Source organism: Arthrobacter sp. D5-1, from assembly GCF_017357425.1.
Taxonomy (GTDB): domain Bacteria; phylum Actinomycetota; class Actinomycetes; order Actinomycetales; family Micrococcaceae; genus Arthrobacter.
The window spans coordinates 3,222,171-3,237,306 of record NZ_CP014571.1 but is presented as its reverse complement, the minus strand read 5'-3'; the positions used below and the strand labels follow the sequence as shown (position 1 = coordinate 3,237,306).

The 15,136-nt window shown below is 62.6% G+C and carries 17 protein-coding genes; 8 read left to right on the top strand and 9 right to left on the bottom strand.

Annotation, left to right across the window (positions count from 1 at the left end; all coding sequences use genetic code 11):
• Positions 1 to 28 precede the first annotated feature (28 nt).
• The 4 genes from AYX22_RS14835 to AYX22_RS14820 form a co-directional block, all read right to left on the bottom strand.
• The gene (locus AYX22_RS14835; RefSeq protein ID WP_089595690.1) at positions 29 to 922 is read right to left on the bottom strand and encodes an amino acid ABC transporter permease; all 894 of its coding nucleotides are present in this window, start codon (positions 920 to 922) and stop codon (positions 29 to 31) included.
• Positions 919 to 1,569, bottom strand: coding sequence for an amino acid ABC transporter permease (locus AYX22_RS14830; protein ID WP_207594107.1), 651 nt, complete (start codon positions 1,567 to 1,569; stop codon positions 919 to 921). The genes AYX22_RS14835 and AYX22_RS14830 overlap by 4 nt, the downstream gene beginning before the upstream one ends.
• 92 nt (positions 1,570 to 1,661) lie before the next feature.
• Positions 1,662 to 2,537 carry a glutamate ABC transporter substrate-binding protein gene (locus tag AYX22_RS14825; RefSeq protein WP_207594106.1) on the bottom strand — a complete coding sequence of 292 codons (876 nt, stop codon included), beginning with the start codon at positions 2,535 to 2,537 and terminating at the stop codon, positions 1,662 to 1,664.
• Between the two features lie 75 nt (positions 2,538 to 2,612).
• Positions 2,613 to 3,368, bottom strand: a complete 756-nt coding sequence (locus tag AYX22_RS14820) for an amino acid ABC transporter ATP-binding protein (RefSeq protein WP_026539964.1) — start codon at positions 3,366 to 3,368, stop codon at positions 2,613 to 2,615.
• A gap of 163 nt (positions 3,369 to 3,531) precedes the next feature.
• Between AYX22_RS14820 and AYX22_RS14815 the strand changes: the two genes are divergently transcribed.
• From AYX22_RS14815 to AYX22_RS14800, 4 genes are all read left to right on the top strand, one after another.
• Positions 3,532 to 4,371, top strand: a complete 840-nt coding sequence (locus tag AYX22_RS14815) for a TIGR00730 family Rossman fold protein (RefSeq protein WP_207594105.1) — start codon at positions 3,532 to 3,534, stop codon at positions 4,369 to 4,371.
• A gap of 26 nt (positions 4,372 to 4,397) precedes the next feature.
• Positions 4,398 to 4,730, top strand: a complete 333-nt coding sequence (locus AYX22_RS14810; RefSeq protein ID WP_207594104.1) for a DivIVA domain-containing protein — start codon at positions 4,398 to 4,400, stop codon at positions 4,728 to 4,730.
• Between the two features lie 77 nt (positions 4,731 to 4,807).
• Positions 4,808 to 6,025 carry a hypothetical protein gene (locus tag AYX22_RS14805; RefSeq protein ID WP_207597602.1) on the top strand — a complete coding sequence of 406 codons (1,218 nt, stop codon included), beginning with the start codon at positions 4,808 to 4,810 and terminating at the stop codon, positions 6,023 to 6,025.
• Positions 6,026 to 6,251: 226 nt separating this feature from the next.
• The gene (locus AYX22_RS14800) at positions 6,252 to 6,419 is read left to right on the top strand and encodes a DUF3117 domain-containing protein (RefSeq protein ID WP_089595685.1); all 168 of its coding nucleotides are present in this window, start codon (positions 6,252 to 6,254) and stop codon (positions 6,417 to 6,419) included.
• 63 nt (positions 6,420 to 6,482) lie between these two features.
• Here the strand turns inward: AYX22_RS14800 and AYX22_RS14795 are convergent, their stop codons facing one another.
• A complete protein-coding gene (locus AYX22_RS14795) occupies positions 6,483 to 7,115 on the bottom strand; it encodes an O-methyltransferase (RefSeq protein WP_026539968.1) in 633 nt (210 codons plus the stop codon).
• A 238-nt stretch (positions 7,116 to 7,353) separates the two neighbouring features.
• Between AYX22_RS14795 and sigE the strand changes: the two genes are divergently transcribed.
• The 3 genes from sigE to AYX22_RS14780 are packed head-to-tail and all read left to right on the top strand — an operon-like array spanning position 7,354 to position 9,335.
• Positions 7,354 to 7,977 (top strand): RNA polymerase sigma factor SigE, encoded by a 624-nt coding sequence (gene sigE / locus AYX22_RS14790; protein WP_207594103.1) that lies wholly within the window; start codon positions 7,354 to 7,356, stop codon positions 7,975 to 7,977.
• 7 nt (positions 7,978 to 7,984) lie between these two features.
• On the top strand, positions 7,985 to 8,899 hold the full coding sequence (locus tag AYX22_RS14785) for a hypothetical protein (RefSeq protein WP_242703348.1): 915 nt from the start codon (positions 7,985 to 7,987) through the stop codon (positions 8,897 to 8,899).
• A 31-nt stretch (positions 8,900 to 8,930) separates the two neighbouring features.
• Entirely contained in the window at positions 8,931 to 9,335 is a 405-nt protein-coding gene (locus tag AYX22_RS14780; protein WP_207594102.1) for a Sec-independent protein translocase TatB, read from the top strand.
• A gap of 36 nt (positions 9,336 to 9,371) precedes the next feature.
• On the opposite strand, the gene AYX22_RS14775 is transcribed toward AYX22_RS14780, so the two are convergent.
• The 3 genes from AYX22_RS14775 to AYX22_RS14765 are packed head-to-tail and all read right to left on the bottom strand — an operon-like array spanning position 9,372 to position 12,499.
• The gene (locus tag AYX22_RS14775; RefSeq protein ID WP_207594101.1) at positions 9,372 to 10,499 is read right to left on the bottom strand and encodes an Mrp/NBP35 family ATP-binding protein; all 1,128 of its coding nucleotides are present in this window, start codon (positions 10,497 to 10,499) and stop codon (positions 9,372 to 9,374) included.
• Positions 10,500 to 10,503: 4 nt separating this feature from the next.
• Entirely contained in the window at positions 10,504 to 11,235 is a 732-nt protein-coding gene (locus AYX22_RS14770; protein ID WP_207594100.1) for a DUF1003 domain-containing protein, read from the bottom strand.
• Positions 11,216 to 12,499 (bottom strand): CBS domain-containing protein, encoded by a 1,284-nt coding sequence (locus AYX22_RS14765; RefSeq protein WP_011775428.1) that lies wholly within the window; start codon positions 12,497 to 12,499, stop codon positions 11,216 to 11,218. The genes AYX22_RS14770 and AYX22_RS14765 overlap by 20 nt, the downstream gene beginning before the upstream one ends.
• 76 nt (positions 12,500 to 12,575) lie before the next feature.
• Here AYX22_RS14765 and AYX22_RS14760 point away from each other — a divergent pair, with 76 nt between their 5' ends.
• Complete coding sequence (locus AYX22_RS14760) at positions 12,576 to 13,400, top strand: general stress protein (RefSeq protein ID WP_207594099.1); 825 nt, start codon at positions 12,576 to 12,578, stop codon at positions 13,398 to 13,400.
• 101 nt (positions 13,401 to 13,501) lie between these two features.
• Here AYX22_RS14760 and AYX22_RS14755 read toward each other — a convergent pair whose 3' ends face one another.
• A complete protein-coding gene (locus AYX22_RS14755) occupies positions 13,502 to 15,076 on the bottom strand; it encodes an aminopeptidase P family protein (RefSeq protein WP_207594098.1) in 1,575 nt (524 codons plus the stop codon).
• Between the last annotated feature and the right edge of the window lie 60 nt (positions 15,077 to 15,136).

Below are 15,136 nucleotides of genomic sequence, written 5' to 3'. Positions count from 1 at the left end.
CTGCGGACCTTCTTGAGTTGGTGCAGGACTACGCCTTGTTGGGGCCTTCGATGGAATCCTTGGCGATGGGGTCGTTACCGCCCACCACGAGCCCGGTCCGGAGACTGGGCGGAGCCACGCCGCCGGCGGCCTTCTTGGAACCGCGGCGCTCAATCATGATCGCAATCCGTGACACGGTCAGGTTGATCAGGATGTAGATGGCCGCGCCGACGAAGAAGGCCGGGAACAGGAAGTCCGGACCCAGGAAGTCGGCCATGATCTGGATCTTCCGCAGCAGTTCCTCATAGCCCACGATGTAGCCAAGCGAGGTGTCCTTGAGCAGGACCACCAGCTGGGCGACCAGCGATGGCAGCATCCGGCGGACAGCTTGCGGGAACTCGATGGACATCCGCGACTGGAAGCTCCGCAGGCCAATGGCCAGTCCGGCCTCGCGTTGACCCTTGGGCAGCGACTGGATGCCCGCACGGAGGATTTCGGCAAAGATGGCGGCGTTGTAGAGGACCAGGCCCACGACGACGGCCTGGAACTGTCCCGTGGCGAAGACCAGCAGGACAAACAACATCATGAGGACCACGGGCATGCCGCGGAGGAACTCAAGGACCACCTGGGTGGGGATGCGGATCCAGGCGATCAGGGAGATCCTCAGCAGGCAGAGAGCAATGCCCAGAGGGAAGGCGATGATTGCCGCGACCGCGGCTGCCGCCAGCGTCGAGAGGATGCCTTGGCCGATCAGGCTCCAGACATCCGGGGCCAGGGGACCGTAGAAGATTTCCCAGCGGTCTGCATCGAAGATGCCCTGCTGTGCCAGCGTGGTGACGGCGATGGCAAGGACACCAAGGATGATCAGGATTCCGGCTGCGGATCCCAGGAGCGAGTAAAGGCGGGCCTTGGGCCCGGGGACGTCGTACAGGACCGAGGTCATCGGGCAATCGCCACCTTTCGTTCAACAAAGTGCGCCAGAAGGCCCAAGGGCACCGTGATCAGGAGGTAGAAGAAGGCCACCCCGAGCAGGATCCACAGGACTTGGTCACCGTAGTCGTTGGAGAGCTGGCGGCCGTAACCGAAAAGCTCGAGGACGAAGAACGCGCCGGCCACCGAAGAGTTTTTGACCAAGGCGATCAGGATGTTGATCAACGGGGGGACGACGGTACGGACGGCCTGGGGAAGGACAATGAAGCCCAGGACCTGGGTAAAGGTCATGCCGATGCTGCGGGCAGCTTCTGCTTGGCCCACGGGCACGCTGTTGACACCGGAACGGACTGCTTCGGCGATGAAGGCTGCCGTGTAGCTGCTCAGCGCGATGATGGCGGCCACTTCGAATTGCTCGAACTTGACGCCCAGCCGCGGGAGAACGATGGCTGCGAAGAAGAAAATGATGGTCAACGGGGTGTTACGCGCGACTTCAACATAGAACATGCTGAAACCGCGGAGTGCAGCCACGGGGGAGACCCTCATGGCCGCCAGGAGTGTGCCGACAACGAGGGCAATGATTCCTGAAATGACGGAAAGATAAAGGGTCCGGAGAAATCCGTCCCAGTATTCGGGGAGGCTTGTTATGACGGCGTCCATGGCTTCCTTTGGCTGCAGCTAATCAGGGAACAGGGTCCTGGAGTCGTCAACTGCCGCCGTCCGGTTGGGCGGCGGCAGTCAACGGATCCCGACTAGTAGCGGTTGATCGCAGGAAGTTCAGGAGTGGTCTTGATGACCTTGCCTGCAGTGGCTTCCCAAGCCTTCTTGTAGTCGCCGTCCTTCTGGAATGCCTCGAGCTGGTCGTTGATCCAGTTGCGGAAGACGGTGTCGTCCTTCTTCAGGCCTATGCCGTAAGGCTCCTTGGTGAAGGTCTCATCCGAAGCGAGCTTGAAGGCATCCGGTTCCTTGTCCACGTAGCCGGCGAGGATCACGTTGTCCGTGGTTACTGCAACAACCTGCTTGTTGCGCAGCGGCTCCAGGCAAGCGGTGTACGTGGCAGCCGGAACAACCTCGGCGTTGTACTTTTCGGCGATGGTCTTTGCCGGGGTGGAGCCCGTGACGGAGCAGACCTTCTTGCCGGCGACATCTTCAGGCTTGGTGATGGAGGTGTCGTCCTTGTTCACCAGGAGTGCCTGGCCCGCTTCGTAGTACGGTCCGGCGAAGGCAACCTTTTCCTTCCGGGCATCGTTGATGGTGTAGGTGGCGATGACCAAGTCAACGCGGCCCTGCTCGATGAACGATTCGCGGTTCTGGGAGACAGTCTCTACCCATTCGATCTTGTCAGCGGGAATACCCAGCTTGGCAGCGATCGCCTTGCCCATTTCGACGTCGAAACCGACAGGCTTGCCATCCAGGCCCTTCTGGCCGAACAGCGGCTGGTCAAACTTGGTGCCGATGGTGATCTTCTGGGCCTTGTTCAGCTTCTCCATGGTGGTGCCGGCCTCGAAGGTCGCCGAAGCAACCGGGGGAGTGGTGGTGGTGCCGCCGCCACATGCGCTCAGCGACAGGGCGAGGGCTGCGGAAGCGGCCACCAGGAGTGATTTCCTCCGGGTAATGAAAGCCTTCATGACATTCCTTTCATAGATTGGCCGTCTTACGGCCTGGGTGCGGTCTCTAACGGCCTGGGTGCGGGCGGTCAAGAGCTAGTGGGTCAAAAGCTTGGACAGGAAGTCCTTGGCTCGGGTGCTCTTCGGGTTGGTGAAGAATTCCTCGGGAGTAGCGTCTTCCACAATCTGGCCGTCAGCCATGAACACCACACGATCGGCAGCCTTGCGGGCAAAGCCCATCTCGTGGGTGACCACGATCATGGTCATGCCTTCTTTTGCCAACTGGATCATGACGTCAAGGACTTCGTTGATCATTTCGGGGTCCAACGCGGACGTCGGCTCGTCGAACAACATGACCTTAGGCTTCATGGCAAGAGCACGTGCGATGGCAACACGCTGTTGCTGGCCACCGGAGAGCTGGGCAGGAAGCTTGGGAGCCTGGTGCCCAACGCCAACGCGCTCAAGGAGAGCCATGGCTTCCTTGTCGGCCGTGCCCTTGGCCACCCCCTTGACCTTGATGGGACCCAACGTGACGTTCTCAAGAATCGTCTTGTGGGCGAACAGGTTGAAGGACTGGAAGACCATTCCGACGTCGGCACGCAGGTGTGCGAGGTCCTTGCCTTCTTCGGGAAGCTTCTTCCCGTCGATGGCGATGTCACCGTCGTCGATGGTTTCCAAACGGTTGATGGCACGGCACAGTGTGGACTTACCGGAACCTGAGGGGCCGATTACCACTACCACCTCACCCTTCTTGACCTGAAGGTTGATGTCCTTGAGGACGTGCAGTTGACCGTAATGCTTGTTGACGCCATTCAGGGAGACGAGGGCATCGCCGGACGCTTGAGTAGTCATACGACGAATCTAGCGAACAAAGAAGCAAATATGACCACGGTCACGGCAACTTCCCCAAGATCGTGACTGAACAGAAACCTGCCCCACAGCGATATACCAGACTGCAATGCAAGAACCGGGTCGCAGCGACGGAGCAGGCAGCTGTAAGCGCTAGCCTTGGGCAATGAGCATCAGCCAGCACCCAGTACCCCACCCGGATGCCAACGGCCAGGTTAGGGCCAGTCATGTTCCCCTGCCCTCGGAGATCGCGCCGGCCAAGCACAAGGGCTCCTTGGAGCTTCGCCGTAAACAAGCGGATACGGGGATGTCTGACCAACATTTGCTGGATACGAGTGGCGCCGGACAGTTCATCCACACTGATCCCTGGCGTGTCCTGAGGATTCAGAGCGAATTCGTGGAGGGCTTCGGAGCGCTCGCTGACCTGGGCCCGGCCGTCAGCGTGTTCGGTTCCGCACGGACAAAGCCTGGGACCGAGTACTACGAAATGGCCGTGGACGTCGGACGCAAGCTCGCCGAAGCCGGCGTCGCAGTGATCACCGGTGGAGGTCCCGGTTCCATGGAAGCGGCCAACAAAGGTGCCGTGGAAGGCAACGGGGTCTCCGTAGGCCTGGGCATCGAACTGCCGTTCGAGCAAGGACTCAACCAGTGGGTGGACCTGGGCATCAACTTCCGGTATTTCTTCGCCCGTAAAACCATGTTCGTCAAGTACGCGCAGGGCTTCGTCGTCCTGCCCGGCGGCCTCGGGACTCTCGATGAGCTGTTCGAAGCCATGGTCTTGGTCCAGACCCGCAAGGTGACATCGTTCCCCATCGTGCTTCTGGGAGTCAGGTTCTGGGGGCCCATGATCGAGTGGATCCGGGAGACCCTGGTGGCGGAGGGAATGGTGTCCGAAAAGGACCTTGACCTGATCCAACTGGTGGATGACCCCGCGGACGCCGTGCACCGCGTTTTGCACGGGGCGCCGCTCCCTCCCACTCCCAACGGAAACCAGCGCCCGGAATAGCCGGCCGTTTCTGGCACGATGGACCTGTGAGCTTTTTCCTGGTGTTTCTCGCGATTGTCCTCATCGGCGCTGTGTTGTACCTCGGAGCCGGGATGGTCCGGGGACGCTCGATCGGCGCTGGCCTTGACGACCCCGTAGCCGGCCTGCCTCCGGTGGTGCTGCCGTCCAAGGCCAAGCCGTCCGACGTCGATTCCCTGCGTTTCGCCCTGGGGTTGAGGGGATACCGCATGGACCAGGTTGACCAGGTCCTTGATGACCTTCGGGACCAGTTGCATGCCAAAGACCAGGAGATCGAACGGCTCAGCGCGCAGGCGCAGCCGCGACTTGAGGACGGCGAACCCGGCCGGATCAAGCCGTGAGTCCACAGACCGGGAGCAAGGAAGGGCAAGGGCCCACGGAACGGATTTCGAACTCTGCCTCAGCCCTGGCCGCACGGATGTCGGTGTGGCCATGGTGGCTCCAGGTTTCCTTGCTCTTCGTGGTGGCCAGGCTCGTCAGCGCGTGTATCTTCATGGCCGCAGCCATCCACCAAGGCATCAACCCGTGGTTTCCGCCGGCGCCGGATTACTGGAACTTCATCACCATTTGGGACGGGCGCTGGTACCAGGAGGCGGCGGACAAGGGCTATCCTGCAGAGCTTCCCGTGGACGCCAACGGCGTCGTCAAGGAGAATGCCTGGGCATTCTACGCACTGTTTCCCTTCCTGGGCCGGGGCTTGTCCGCCATCACCGGGATGGGGACTTTGCCCGCCCTCACGGCCATTGCAATGCTGGCGGGCCTCGGTGCACCGCTGGTCATTTACCTGCTCTTCCGGGAGTTCGCGGGCCGGCGTACCGCCATGTGGGGCGTCATTTTCGTTTCCACGTTCCCCGTCTCTCCCATCCTGCAGGTCCCCTATGCCGAATCGCTGAACCTGCTGCTTCTGGCATCGTCACTGCTCCTTGTGGTCAGGCGCCACTACTTTACGGCCATTCCCGTGGTGCTCCTGATGTGCCTGTCCAGGCCCACCGGCGTGCCGTTCGCCGCCATGCTGGGGCTGCTGTTCCTGTGGCGGTTGTGGCAACGGTTCCGGGAGGCACCTATGGCGCTGCCGGCGGTTGGCACTGCTGGACATGCCGGCAAGGCAACGGACCCGACGTCGACGCGCAGCCTGGTATCACTGGCAGTCCTCGTGTTCGCCACGGGTCTTGCGGCCTTGGCATGGCCTGCCATTGCCTGGGCCGTGACAGGGGATCCGGCGGCCTACACCCGTACTGAAACGGCGTGGCGTGGTCACGACCTTGTTCCCTTCAAGCCCTGGTTTGATACTGGCCGGATGTTGTTCGGGCCGGTGCTGGGAGTGCTGGCTCCCTTCGTTTTCACCGGAGTGTTTGTGCTGGTGATGATGTCCAGGCCGGTCCGGGCCATTGGAATGGAGTTGCGGCTGTGGTGTGCCTGTTACATGGGCTATCTGCTGGTTTTCCTGCACCCGCAAACCAGCACCTTCCGTATGCTCCTGCCGCTGTTTCCGCTGGCGCTCGGTGCAGCCCTGCTGTCCAAATCCAAGGCGTACCGGGGAACCGTGGTGGCCATGTTCATCCTGCTCCAGATTGTCTGGGTGGTATGGCTGTGGGCGTGGGCCCAGCTGCCCGGGGGAGGCGACTATCCGCCCTGACGTGCAGCTTTGCCGGGAATGGCAATATGTACAAAGGCCGGACAAATGGCGTGCTGATTCGCTACGGACGGTTAAGTACGGGATAATGGACCAAGAGCAAGGATAAAGCACCTAAAAGTGCCCGGCCAAGGCGGCCTCCCAAGCGTTGCCGCCGGCTGCAATTGCGACGCGGATCCAGCCCGGCCGGGTTGGGCGTGACTTGGGACAAATGGAGGGGATTTTCCTAATGGCGGCGATGAAACCACGTACTGGCGACGGCCCGATGGAAGTGACCAAAGAGGGACGCAGCCTGATCATGCGTGTGCCGCTCGAAGGCGGGGGACGGCTTGTGGTCGAGCTCAACGCCGCTGAGGCGGAGAACCTCAAGGAATGCCTCGTAGGCGTGACTGGATAGATTTACCAAGCAGGGCCCGGCTGAGCCGGGGCCCTGCTTTTTGGTTTAAGGAAGGCTGGCGCCCTACCTCTTGACGGCCACCAGCAGTCCATCACCGGTGGGCAGCATCGCCGACGCCAGCCGATCGTCGTCGCGGATTGCCTTGCCGATCTGGCGGAGCACCACAGTGGTGGAATCGCGTGCGGCCGGGTTGGCCACCCGGTCCTTGTCCAGGGCGTCGTTGATCACCAGCGTGCCGCCGGACTTGAGGAGGCGGATGGCCTGTTCCACGTACTTGGGGAAGTTGGGCTTGTCGGCGTCGATAAAGACGAGGTCATAGGCCGAGTCCGTCAATCGCGGCAAGACGTCGGCCGCACGCCCTGAAATGGTACGGGTGCGGTTGGCAGGGCTGCCGGATTCCAGGAACGCTTCCCTGGCCGCTTTGAGGTGTTCAACGTCAACGTCGATGGTGGTCAGGACTGCCTGGGGGCTCAGTCCGCGGAGCAGGCAGACGCCGGACACTCCGGCTCCCGAGCCAACTTCGACCACTGTCTGTGCCTTGGAGGCGGCAGCGAGGACCGTGAGCACCGCGCCCACACCGGGGCTGATGGGTGTGACTCCAAGCTCGAAAGACCGCTCCCTGGCGCGCAACAAGACGTCATCCTCAGCAGGCAGATCTTCTGCATAGGACCAGCTGCTTGACTTGTCGGCACTCATGAAGGGTTTCGCTTTCCGCGGGTAGGGGTGTTTGTACCAAGACTACTGTGTAAGCACGCGTAAACCCGCTGTTGGGCAGCCGTCCTGCAGCTGTGTCCAGCCCCCTCTTCAGCCCTGCGGGAAAAACCTGCGCCAGTCAGGAAATTCCCAGACAACCTTGGGATGATAATGGTCCGATCATCCATGAGGTGGCCGGCGCCGAAGGATTCGGTGAACCACAGTTTGAGGGGAGTGGACGATGCCGGCATTGCATGCTGCGCCAGTCCAAACATCGGAAAGCATTGACGGCGTTGCCGACTGGGTCATGCCCAGCTGGGAGGAAGTGGTGGCCAACCACTCCGCCAAGGTATATCGCCTCGCCTATCGCCTGACAGGCAACAAGTTCGACGCCGAGGACCTCACCCAGGAGGTCTTTGTCCGGGTGTTCCGGTCGTTGGAGAATTTCAAGCCGGGAACATTGGACGGCTGGTTGCACCGCATTACCACCAACCTGTTCCTGGACCAGGCCCGGCGCAAGAGCAGGATCCGTTTCGATGCCCTGGCTGAGGATGCCGAGTCCCGCCTGCCCGGCCGCGAGCCCGGTCCGGAGCAGAGCTTCGAACACAACAACCTTGACCTGGATGTCCAGCGTGCATTGGAAGAACTGCCGCCGGACTTCCGCGCCGCCGTCGTGCTGTGCGATCTCGAAGGCCTTTCCTATGACGAGGTTGCAGAGGCGCTGGGCGTCAAGCTGGGAACCGTAAGGTCCCGTATCCACCGCGGCAGGACCATGCTGCGGGAGAAACTCGCCCACCGCGATCCCCGTCCGGCCGAGGCCCGCAAGCCGCGCCTGAAGATGCCGCGCATCGCAAGCATCCTTTAGGACGTCGATGCCTCGACATCCTCGTCGTCCGGGACTGTTGTCCCGGCGCAAACTGGCTGCCCTGCGCCATACCCGCAACCCGGACCATGTTCAGGTATGCGCCGATTGCAGTAACGCCCTTCGCCGGGAACGGCAGTACCTGGAACGTCTTCGGGGTGCTTCAGTGCCCGAAGCCAGCCAGGACCTTGCCGCGCGGCTGATCCAGCATACTGAGCGCCTTGCCAACGAGACGGGCCAGGAATTTGCCGCCCGGACTTCCTCCAACGGCATCCGCCGGGGACTTCGCGTCGCGGGCGTCGCAGCCGGCACCTTGGCTGTCAGCGCCGGTGCCCTGGGGGTGTCCGCGTACGTGGTGGCCGGTGACGACATCCCGCAGGTCCGTGCCGGAACCAGCGACGTCGGCGCCCTTGCCGGAGCGTGGACAGGGAACCCGGTGGAAAGCATGGCGGGACCTGTATTCCGGGCCGGCAGCACTGTCAGCTTGAGCTCTGCCCAGCTGGACGCTCTGCGGGAAGAAGGGTGGGCGTGCCCTGAGTTGGCGGGAATGGGCTTCACCGTGGTCTCGGCCCACGGCACTATGCACAACGGGCACCCGGCGGTGGAAATGAGGCTGGAAAGCAACGGCCACTACGCCATCATTGTGGAGGAGCATCTGCCGGCTGACCAGCCGGCCCAGGGACCAACGACGTCGGCACGGCTTTCTGTCACGCAGGGGAGCCCGTGGAAGGCCGTGTACACCATGCCCGCTGCAGTGATCAGTTATGCTTCGGACCTTCCCGCAGACACTGCGGATGACGCGGTACCTGAAATCGTCCGGGCAGGCGAATCCATGGCGGCTGATCAGCCCAGCGAAGGGGCCGAAGCCTGGTACGCGAGGCTGCTGCGCGGGCTCCAGACCCTTCTCCGACCCGCCGGTTTATGAGCGGCACCACAGACAAGGTAATCTTCGTAGCGTGCTTGGAATCAACGGCCCGGAGTTCGTACTCCTTCTGATTATCGGCGTACTCGTCATCGGTCCCAGCCGTTTGCCCGAATACACTCAAAAGCTTGCCAACCTGGTCAAGGAAGTCCGCCGGATGGCGTCGGGTGCCCGGGAGCAGATCAAGGAAGAAGTCGGCATCGATATCGATGACGTCGACTGGAAGAAATATGATCCCCGGCAATATGATCCCCGGCGCATCATCAAGGATGCACTGCTGGATGATGAGACCAAGCCCGTGAGCGCTGGAGCACCTGCCGTTGCCGCAACAGCTGCTGCTGCGGCTGCATCGGTGGAGACCAAGCCAAAGGCCCCCGCCCGGGTCATCGAGCGGCTGGCTGAGGGCGAAGCTGCCCCCTTCGATTCCGAAGCCACCTGACCCGATTGATAGTGCCGCGCCCGCAAGCGCTAAGCGTCAGCGCGGTTCGATCCCCAGTGACAGGCCTGACAGTCCGCGGGGTCGTGAGGCCAAAGCCGAGGCCACGTCCTGCATAGCCTTCGCGGCCGCAGTTTCGGGGGCAGCCAGGACCACGGGTTTCCCGGCGTCACCGCCTTCCCGCAGCCGGATATCCAAGGGAATCTGGCCCAACAAAGGAACCTCGCTGCCAACGGCAGCGCTCAGCCGCCCGGCCAGGATAGCGCCGCCGCCACTTCCGAACAATTCCATCCTGCCGCCGTCGGGCATTTCCAGGAATGACATGTTCTCGATGACGCCGGCCACTTTCTGGCCCGTCTGGGTGGCGATGGTTCCAGCGCGCTCGGCGACGTCCGCGGCAGCGGCTTGCGGCGTGGTCACCACCAAAATCTCGGCATTGGGGAGCAGCTGGGCAACGGAAATGGCGATGTCGCCTGTGCCGGGTGGCAGATCGAGGAAGAGGGCATCGAGGTCGCCAAAATAGACGTCCGTGAGGAATTGTTCCAAGGCCCTGTGCAGCATGGGACCGCGCCAGGCTACCGGCTGGTTGCCTGCTACGAACATGCCAATGGAGATGACCTTCACGCCGTAGGCCACCGGCGGCAGGATCATGTCATCCACCTGGGTGGGCTTTTGGGTGATACCCATCAAAGCGGGCACTGAGAACCCGTGGACATCGGCATCAACGATGCCTACCCGAAGACCCTGCGCGGCCAATGCGCAGGCCAAATTGACGGTGACCGAGGACTTCCCCACACCGCCTTTTCCGCTGGCTACGGCGTAGACCTTGGTCAGGGAGCCCGGCTTGGTGAAGGGTATGCCGCGCTGGCCGCCTGGACCGCGGAGCTGTTCCTTGAGCGCTTCCCGCTGTGCCGGGGACATGACTTTCAGCTCCACGTCCACGGACGTGACGCCCTCCACCTGCGACAAAGCCGCAGAGGCGTCCTGAGTGATGGTTTCGCGAAGGGGGCAGCCGGCAATAGTCAAAAGGACGGCGACACGGACTGTGCCGGCGTCGTCGCAAGACACCGATTCCACCATTCCCAGCTCCGTGATGGGGCGGCGGAGTTCGGGATCGATGACTGTAGCCAGGGCAGCATGCAGCGCCTCGGCAGATGCGGTGCTCATAGGGTCAGGCTCGGCTTTCAGGGGTTTCAGGCGACGGTTTTGCAGTGGAGTGCTGCGGTCCTGTGGCCCGCGGCTGGCGGACCTTGGGTATCTGCTGTGTGCGGGGGCTACGGGACTTGTCGCGTTTCTCCTTCAGCTTCTCCTTGACCTTCTCGCCAGGAGACTCAGTGCCGTCCGCGGCGGATTCGCTTTCGCGGAGCTCTTCCTGGGCATCGATGATGTCCTCCAGGAGGCTCCGGAGTTCAGTCCGGACATAATCACGGGTGGCTACCTCACGCAGGGCGATGCGGAGAGACGCCAGCTCCCGTGTCAGGTACTCGGTGTCGGAGAGATTGCGTTCGGCACGCTGGCGGTCCTGCTGGAGTGAGACACGGTCCCGGTCATCCTGCCGGTTCTGGGCCAGCAGCAGGAGTGGTGCCGCATACGAGGCTTGGAGAGACAACATCAGCGTCAGCAGGGTGAAGCCCAGCTCCATGCGGTCGAATTGCCAGTCTGTGGGGGCGAAAGAGTTCCACGCAAGCCAGAACACACAGAACACCGTCATGTAGACGAGGAACGTCGGCGTGCCCATAAACCGCGCGAAGCCTTCGGTTGCGTTGCCGAAAGCATCCGGGTTGGGAGAGAACTTTGGCAGGATCCGTTGCCGGCCACTCAGTGGGGTGTCGAGGCTGCTGGTTGCGCGTCCTGCCGACTTGGGGGATCGTGCGGCGTTGTTATCAGCCAATGCGGCCTCCAAGTTTCCTTATAGGGGCGTCGTCCTCGTGGGCGCGCCAGTCATCCGGCAACAGGTGATCCAGCACGTCATCAACAGTCACCGCCCCCACAAGGCGGCCGTCGTCGTCTACGACTGGAAGGGAATTAAGGTTGTACGTGGCAAGAGTCCGGGCGACTTCGCTGATGTGGGCTTGGTCCGAAAGGGGTTCAAGATTCTTGTCAACGAGGTTGCCCAGCGGTTCGGGCGGCGGGAAACGCAGGAGCTGCTGGATGTGCACGACCCCCAGGAAACGCCCCGTGGGTGTCTCCAAGGGAGGCCGCGCGATGAAGATTGATGATGCCAGGGCGGGGGAGAGCTCCTCACGGCGGACGTGGGCCAACGCTTCGGCCACGGTTGCTTCCGGGGGCAGGATGACCGGGACTGGAGTCATGAGGCCGCCGGCGGTGTCTTCGTCGTACTCCAGGAGGCGTCGGACGTCTTCGGCTTCCTGGGGTTCCATGAGTTGCAGCAACTCTTCCGCCTGGGCCGAGGGAAGCTCGGCGAGGAGGTCGGCGGCGTCATCAGGGTCCATCTCTTCGAGGACGTCTGCGGCCCTCTCCACGTCGAGGGCGGAGAGAATCTCCACCTGGTCATCCTCCGGCAGTTCCTGGAGGACGTCTGCCAAACGCTCATCCTGGAGCTCGCTGGCCACTTCAAAACGCCGCTTATCGCTCATCTCCTGAAGGGCTTCGGCAAAGTCGGCGGGTTTAAGGTCTTCGTGCGTGGCAACGAACTGGGTGGCAGCCTGGGGCTCGTTGTGGGCGCCGGTTTGGGCGTCGGCCCAATCGATGATCAACGTCTCGTTGCGGCGGAGCCTGCCAAACGGTGAGAGTGAGTGTCCACGGCGGACGAACAGCTTGCTGACAAACCAGTCCTTGGACCGGTGCTGGTCCATGGCGATGTCCTCGATGGTGGCATCGCCGCTGCCGTCGGCAAGGGTCACACGGCGGTCGAACATCTCGGCAACCACCAGCGTTTCGGCGCCCCGCTGCTCGAAGCGGCGCAAATTAACCAGGCCGGTGCAAATGATCTGCGTCTGGTCAATGGACGTAATCCGGGTCATGGGGACAAAGACACGCTTTTTCCCCGGCACCTCCACCACGATGCCCACCACGTGCGGCGCCCCGCGGGTCCCGCGGGAGAGCACCACGACGTCGCGCAACCGGCCCAGACGATCGCCCAATGGGTCGAAGACGTCCAAACCGAGCAGGCGCGCGACAAAGACGCGTGAAGGATGTGTGCTCATGTTTACAGGCTACCGAGTCTGCTCTCTTTTAGCTGAATTCCAGCCTGTTCACATGTCCATGAGACACAATGGGGCTATGTCTAACATTTTTGGTGCCCCCAAAGCCGTTGAGGAAGCCCGCAGCGTCCCGCAAGGTGACACGGTGGGCTCATACACCTCGTATTTGGATGCCCAAAAGGCGGTGGATTACCTCGCGGACCAGCAGTTCCCTGTGCAGCTTGTGTCGATCGTGGGCAACGACCTCAAGATGGTAGAGCGGGTGACTGGCCGGCTGAGTTATCCGAGGGTGGCATTGTCCGGTGCTTTGAGCGGCATGTGGTTTGGCCTCTTTGTCGGCGTGATGCTCTCCTTCTTCACACCGGCAGGTGGGCCGTTCTCCATCATCACTTCAGTGCTGATGGGTGCTGCGTTCTTCATGCTGTTCGGGATCGTCACGTACGCCACCCAACGCGGAAAGCGTGACTTCACCTCCACCAGCCAGGTGGTGGCCACCAACTATGACGTCATTGTTGCCGTTGAAGCAGCCCACGAAGCCCGCCGACTGCTCCAGCAGCTGCCCATGAACCCGTCGCAGGCAGCCACGGCGCAGCCCGCCAACTACAACCCACAGAACGCCCCGCTTCACCAGCCCGGTCAGGCGCCTGAGCGGCCTTCCACCTGGAACGACCCCTATGGCCAGCGCGGACCCGAATCCACCGCGGGCGTTCCGGAGGGCCAGAACGCGCCCGCCGGAAACCCGGCGCCTGCTCCCCAGCCGGCACCCGCGGCCGTTCGCTACCCGGACCTCCCTGACGGCCGTCCGCAGTACGGCGTTCGCGTCACCGATGGCCAGAACGCACCGCAGAACGCGCCGCAGGAGGACGGACAACAGCCCGGCTCCGAGGGTTCGTCCAAGCAGTAGGCTCCCTGCGACTGATTTCAGCTGACCAGCAAAAAGGGAAGGCCACCGGATCCCCGGTAGCCTTCCCTTTTTGCTGTGGTCGTGGTTGACAGCGGAGCCGCTTAGCCCTGCGCGTCCTGGTAGATGCCGGCCATCCATGACTCGACGTCCTCTGCCTTGCGCGGCAAAGCGGCGCTGAGGTTCACGGGGCCGTCTGCGGTCATGAGGATGTCGTCTTCGATCCGGACGCCGATCCCGCGGTACTCCTCCGGAATGGCAAGGTCCTCGTTCTTGAAGTAGAGGCCCGGTTCGATGGTGAACACCATGCCCTCGGTGAGGATCCCATCGAGGTAGAGCTCGCGCTTGGCCTGGGCGCAGTCGTGGACGTCAAGGCCAAGGTGGTGGCTGGTACCGTGCGGCATCCAACGGCGGTGCTGCTGGCCTTCGGGGCTGATGGCCTCTTCCACGGAAACGGGCAACAGGCCCCACTCAGCGAGGCGCTCGGCCAGGACCGTGGTGGCGGCCGTATGGATGTCGCGGAACTTCACGCCCGGCTGGGCTGCTGCGAATCCGGCGTCGGCGGCGTCCAGCACGGCTTCGTAGATCTTGCGCTGGACATCGGTGAACGTTCCGGTGGCAGGCAGGGTGCGGGTGACATCTGCGGTGTACAGGGAATCGGCTTCCACCCCGGCATCCAGGAGCAGGAGTTCGCCGGCGTTGACGGTGCCGGAGTTGCGGTTCCAGTGGAGGACCGTGGCGTTGTTGCCGGACGCTGCAATGGTGTCATAGCCGAGCTCGTTGCCTTCCTCACGGGCGCGGGCAAAGAAAGCACCTTCCACAACACGCTCACCGCGGTTGTGTGTCAGGGCGCGGGGGAGGGCACGGACGACGTCGGCGAACCCCTCCACGGTTGCAGCGACGGCGATCTTCATCTGCTCAATTTCCCACTCGTCCTTGATCAGGCGCAGTTCGGAGAGTGCTTCGCTGAGCTTTTCATCCAAGGCATCCAGTTCACCGAGGTCAAGCGTTTCGGGATCTTTGGCAGTGTTGTACCGGGCGGTGTCCACCAGGGCGTCGATGTTCTCGTCCACCTTGCGGACCAAACGAATGGAAATGCCGCCGATTTCGGGTGCACCCACGTTCTTGGTGATGGCCATTTCCAGTTCGGAGATGTGCGCGGTGGGCAGGCCAAGCCGGGCTTCGAACTCGGCCAGGGTGGGGCGGGCGCCGATCCAGAACTCGCCTGCGCGGGAGTCCGCATAAAACTGTTCGGTATCGCGGCCGGCCAAGGGGCGGAAGTACAGCGTGGCGGTATGGTGACCGCCGTCGTCGCCCTTTCCTTCAGCCACCGGCTCCAGGATGAGGACGGCGTCAGGCTCGTGGTCCAAACCCAAACCGGTGAGGTGGGCGAATCCCGAGTGCGGGCGGAAACGGTAGTCGCAGTCGTTGGACCGGACCTTCAAAGGACCTGCCGGGATGACCAGACGTTCGCCTTTGAACTGTTCTGAAATAGTACGACGGCGGCGGGCGGCGTGGTCTGCGACGGCGTCACGCGCAGGGATCACCTGCGGGGCGGGCGCCCAGTTGCTGGCCATGAATGCCTTGAAGGCATCGGATGTGGGCCGTTGCGAGCGGTTGTTGACACGCTCCTGCAGCGGCTGGGAGGACGAGTTTTGGGTGTTTTCGGCATCGTTCACCGTTACATCGTCCCACCAGTTCGTTGAGGAGGCCAACGGCGCAACCCGCCAAGCCCGCCC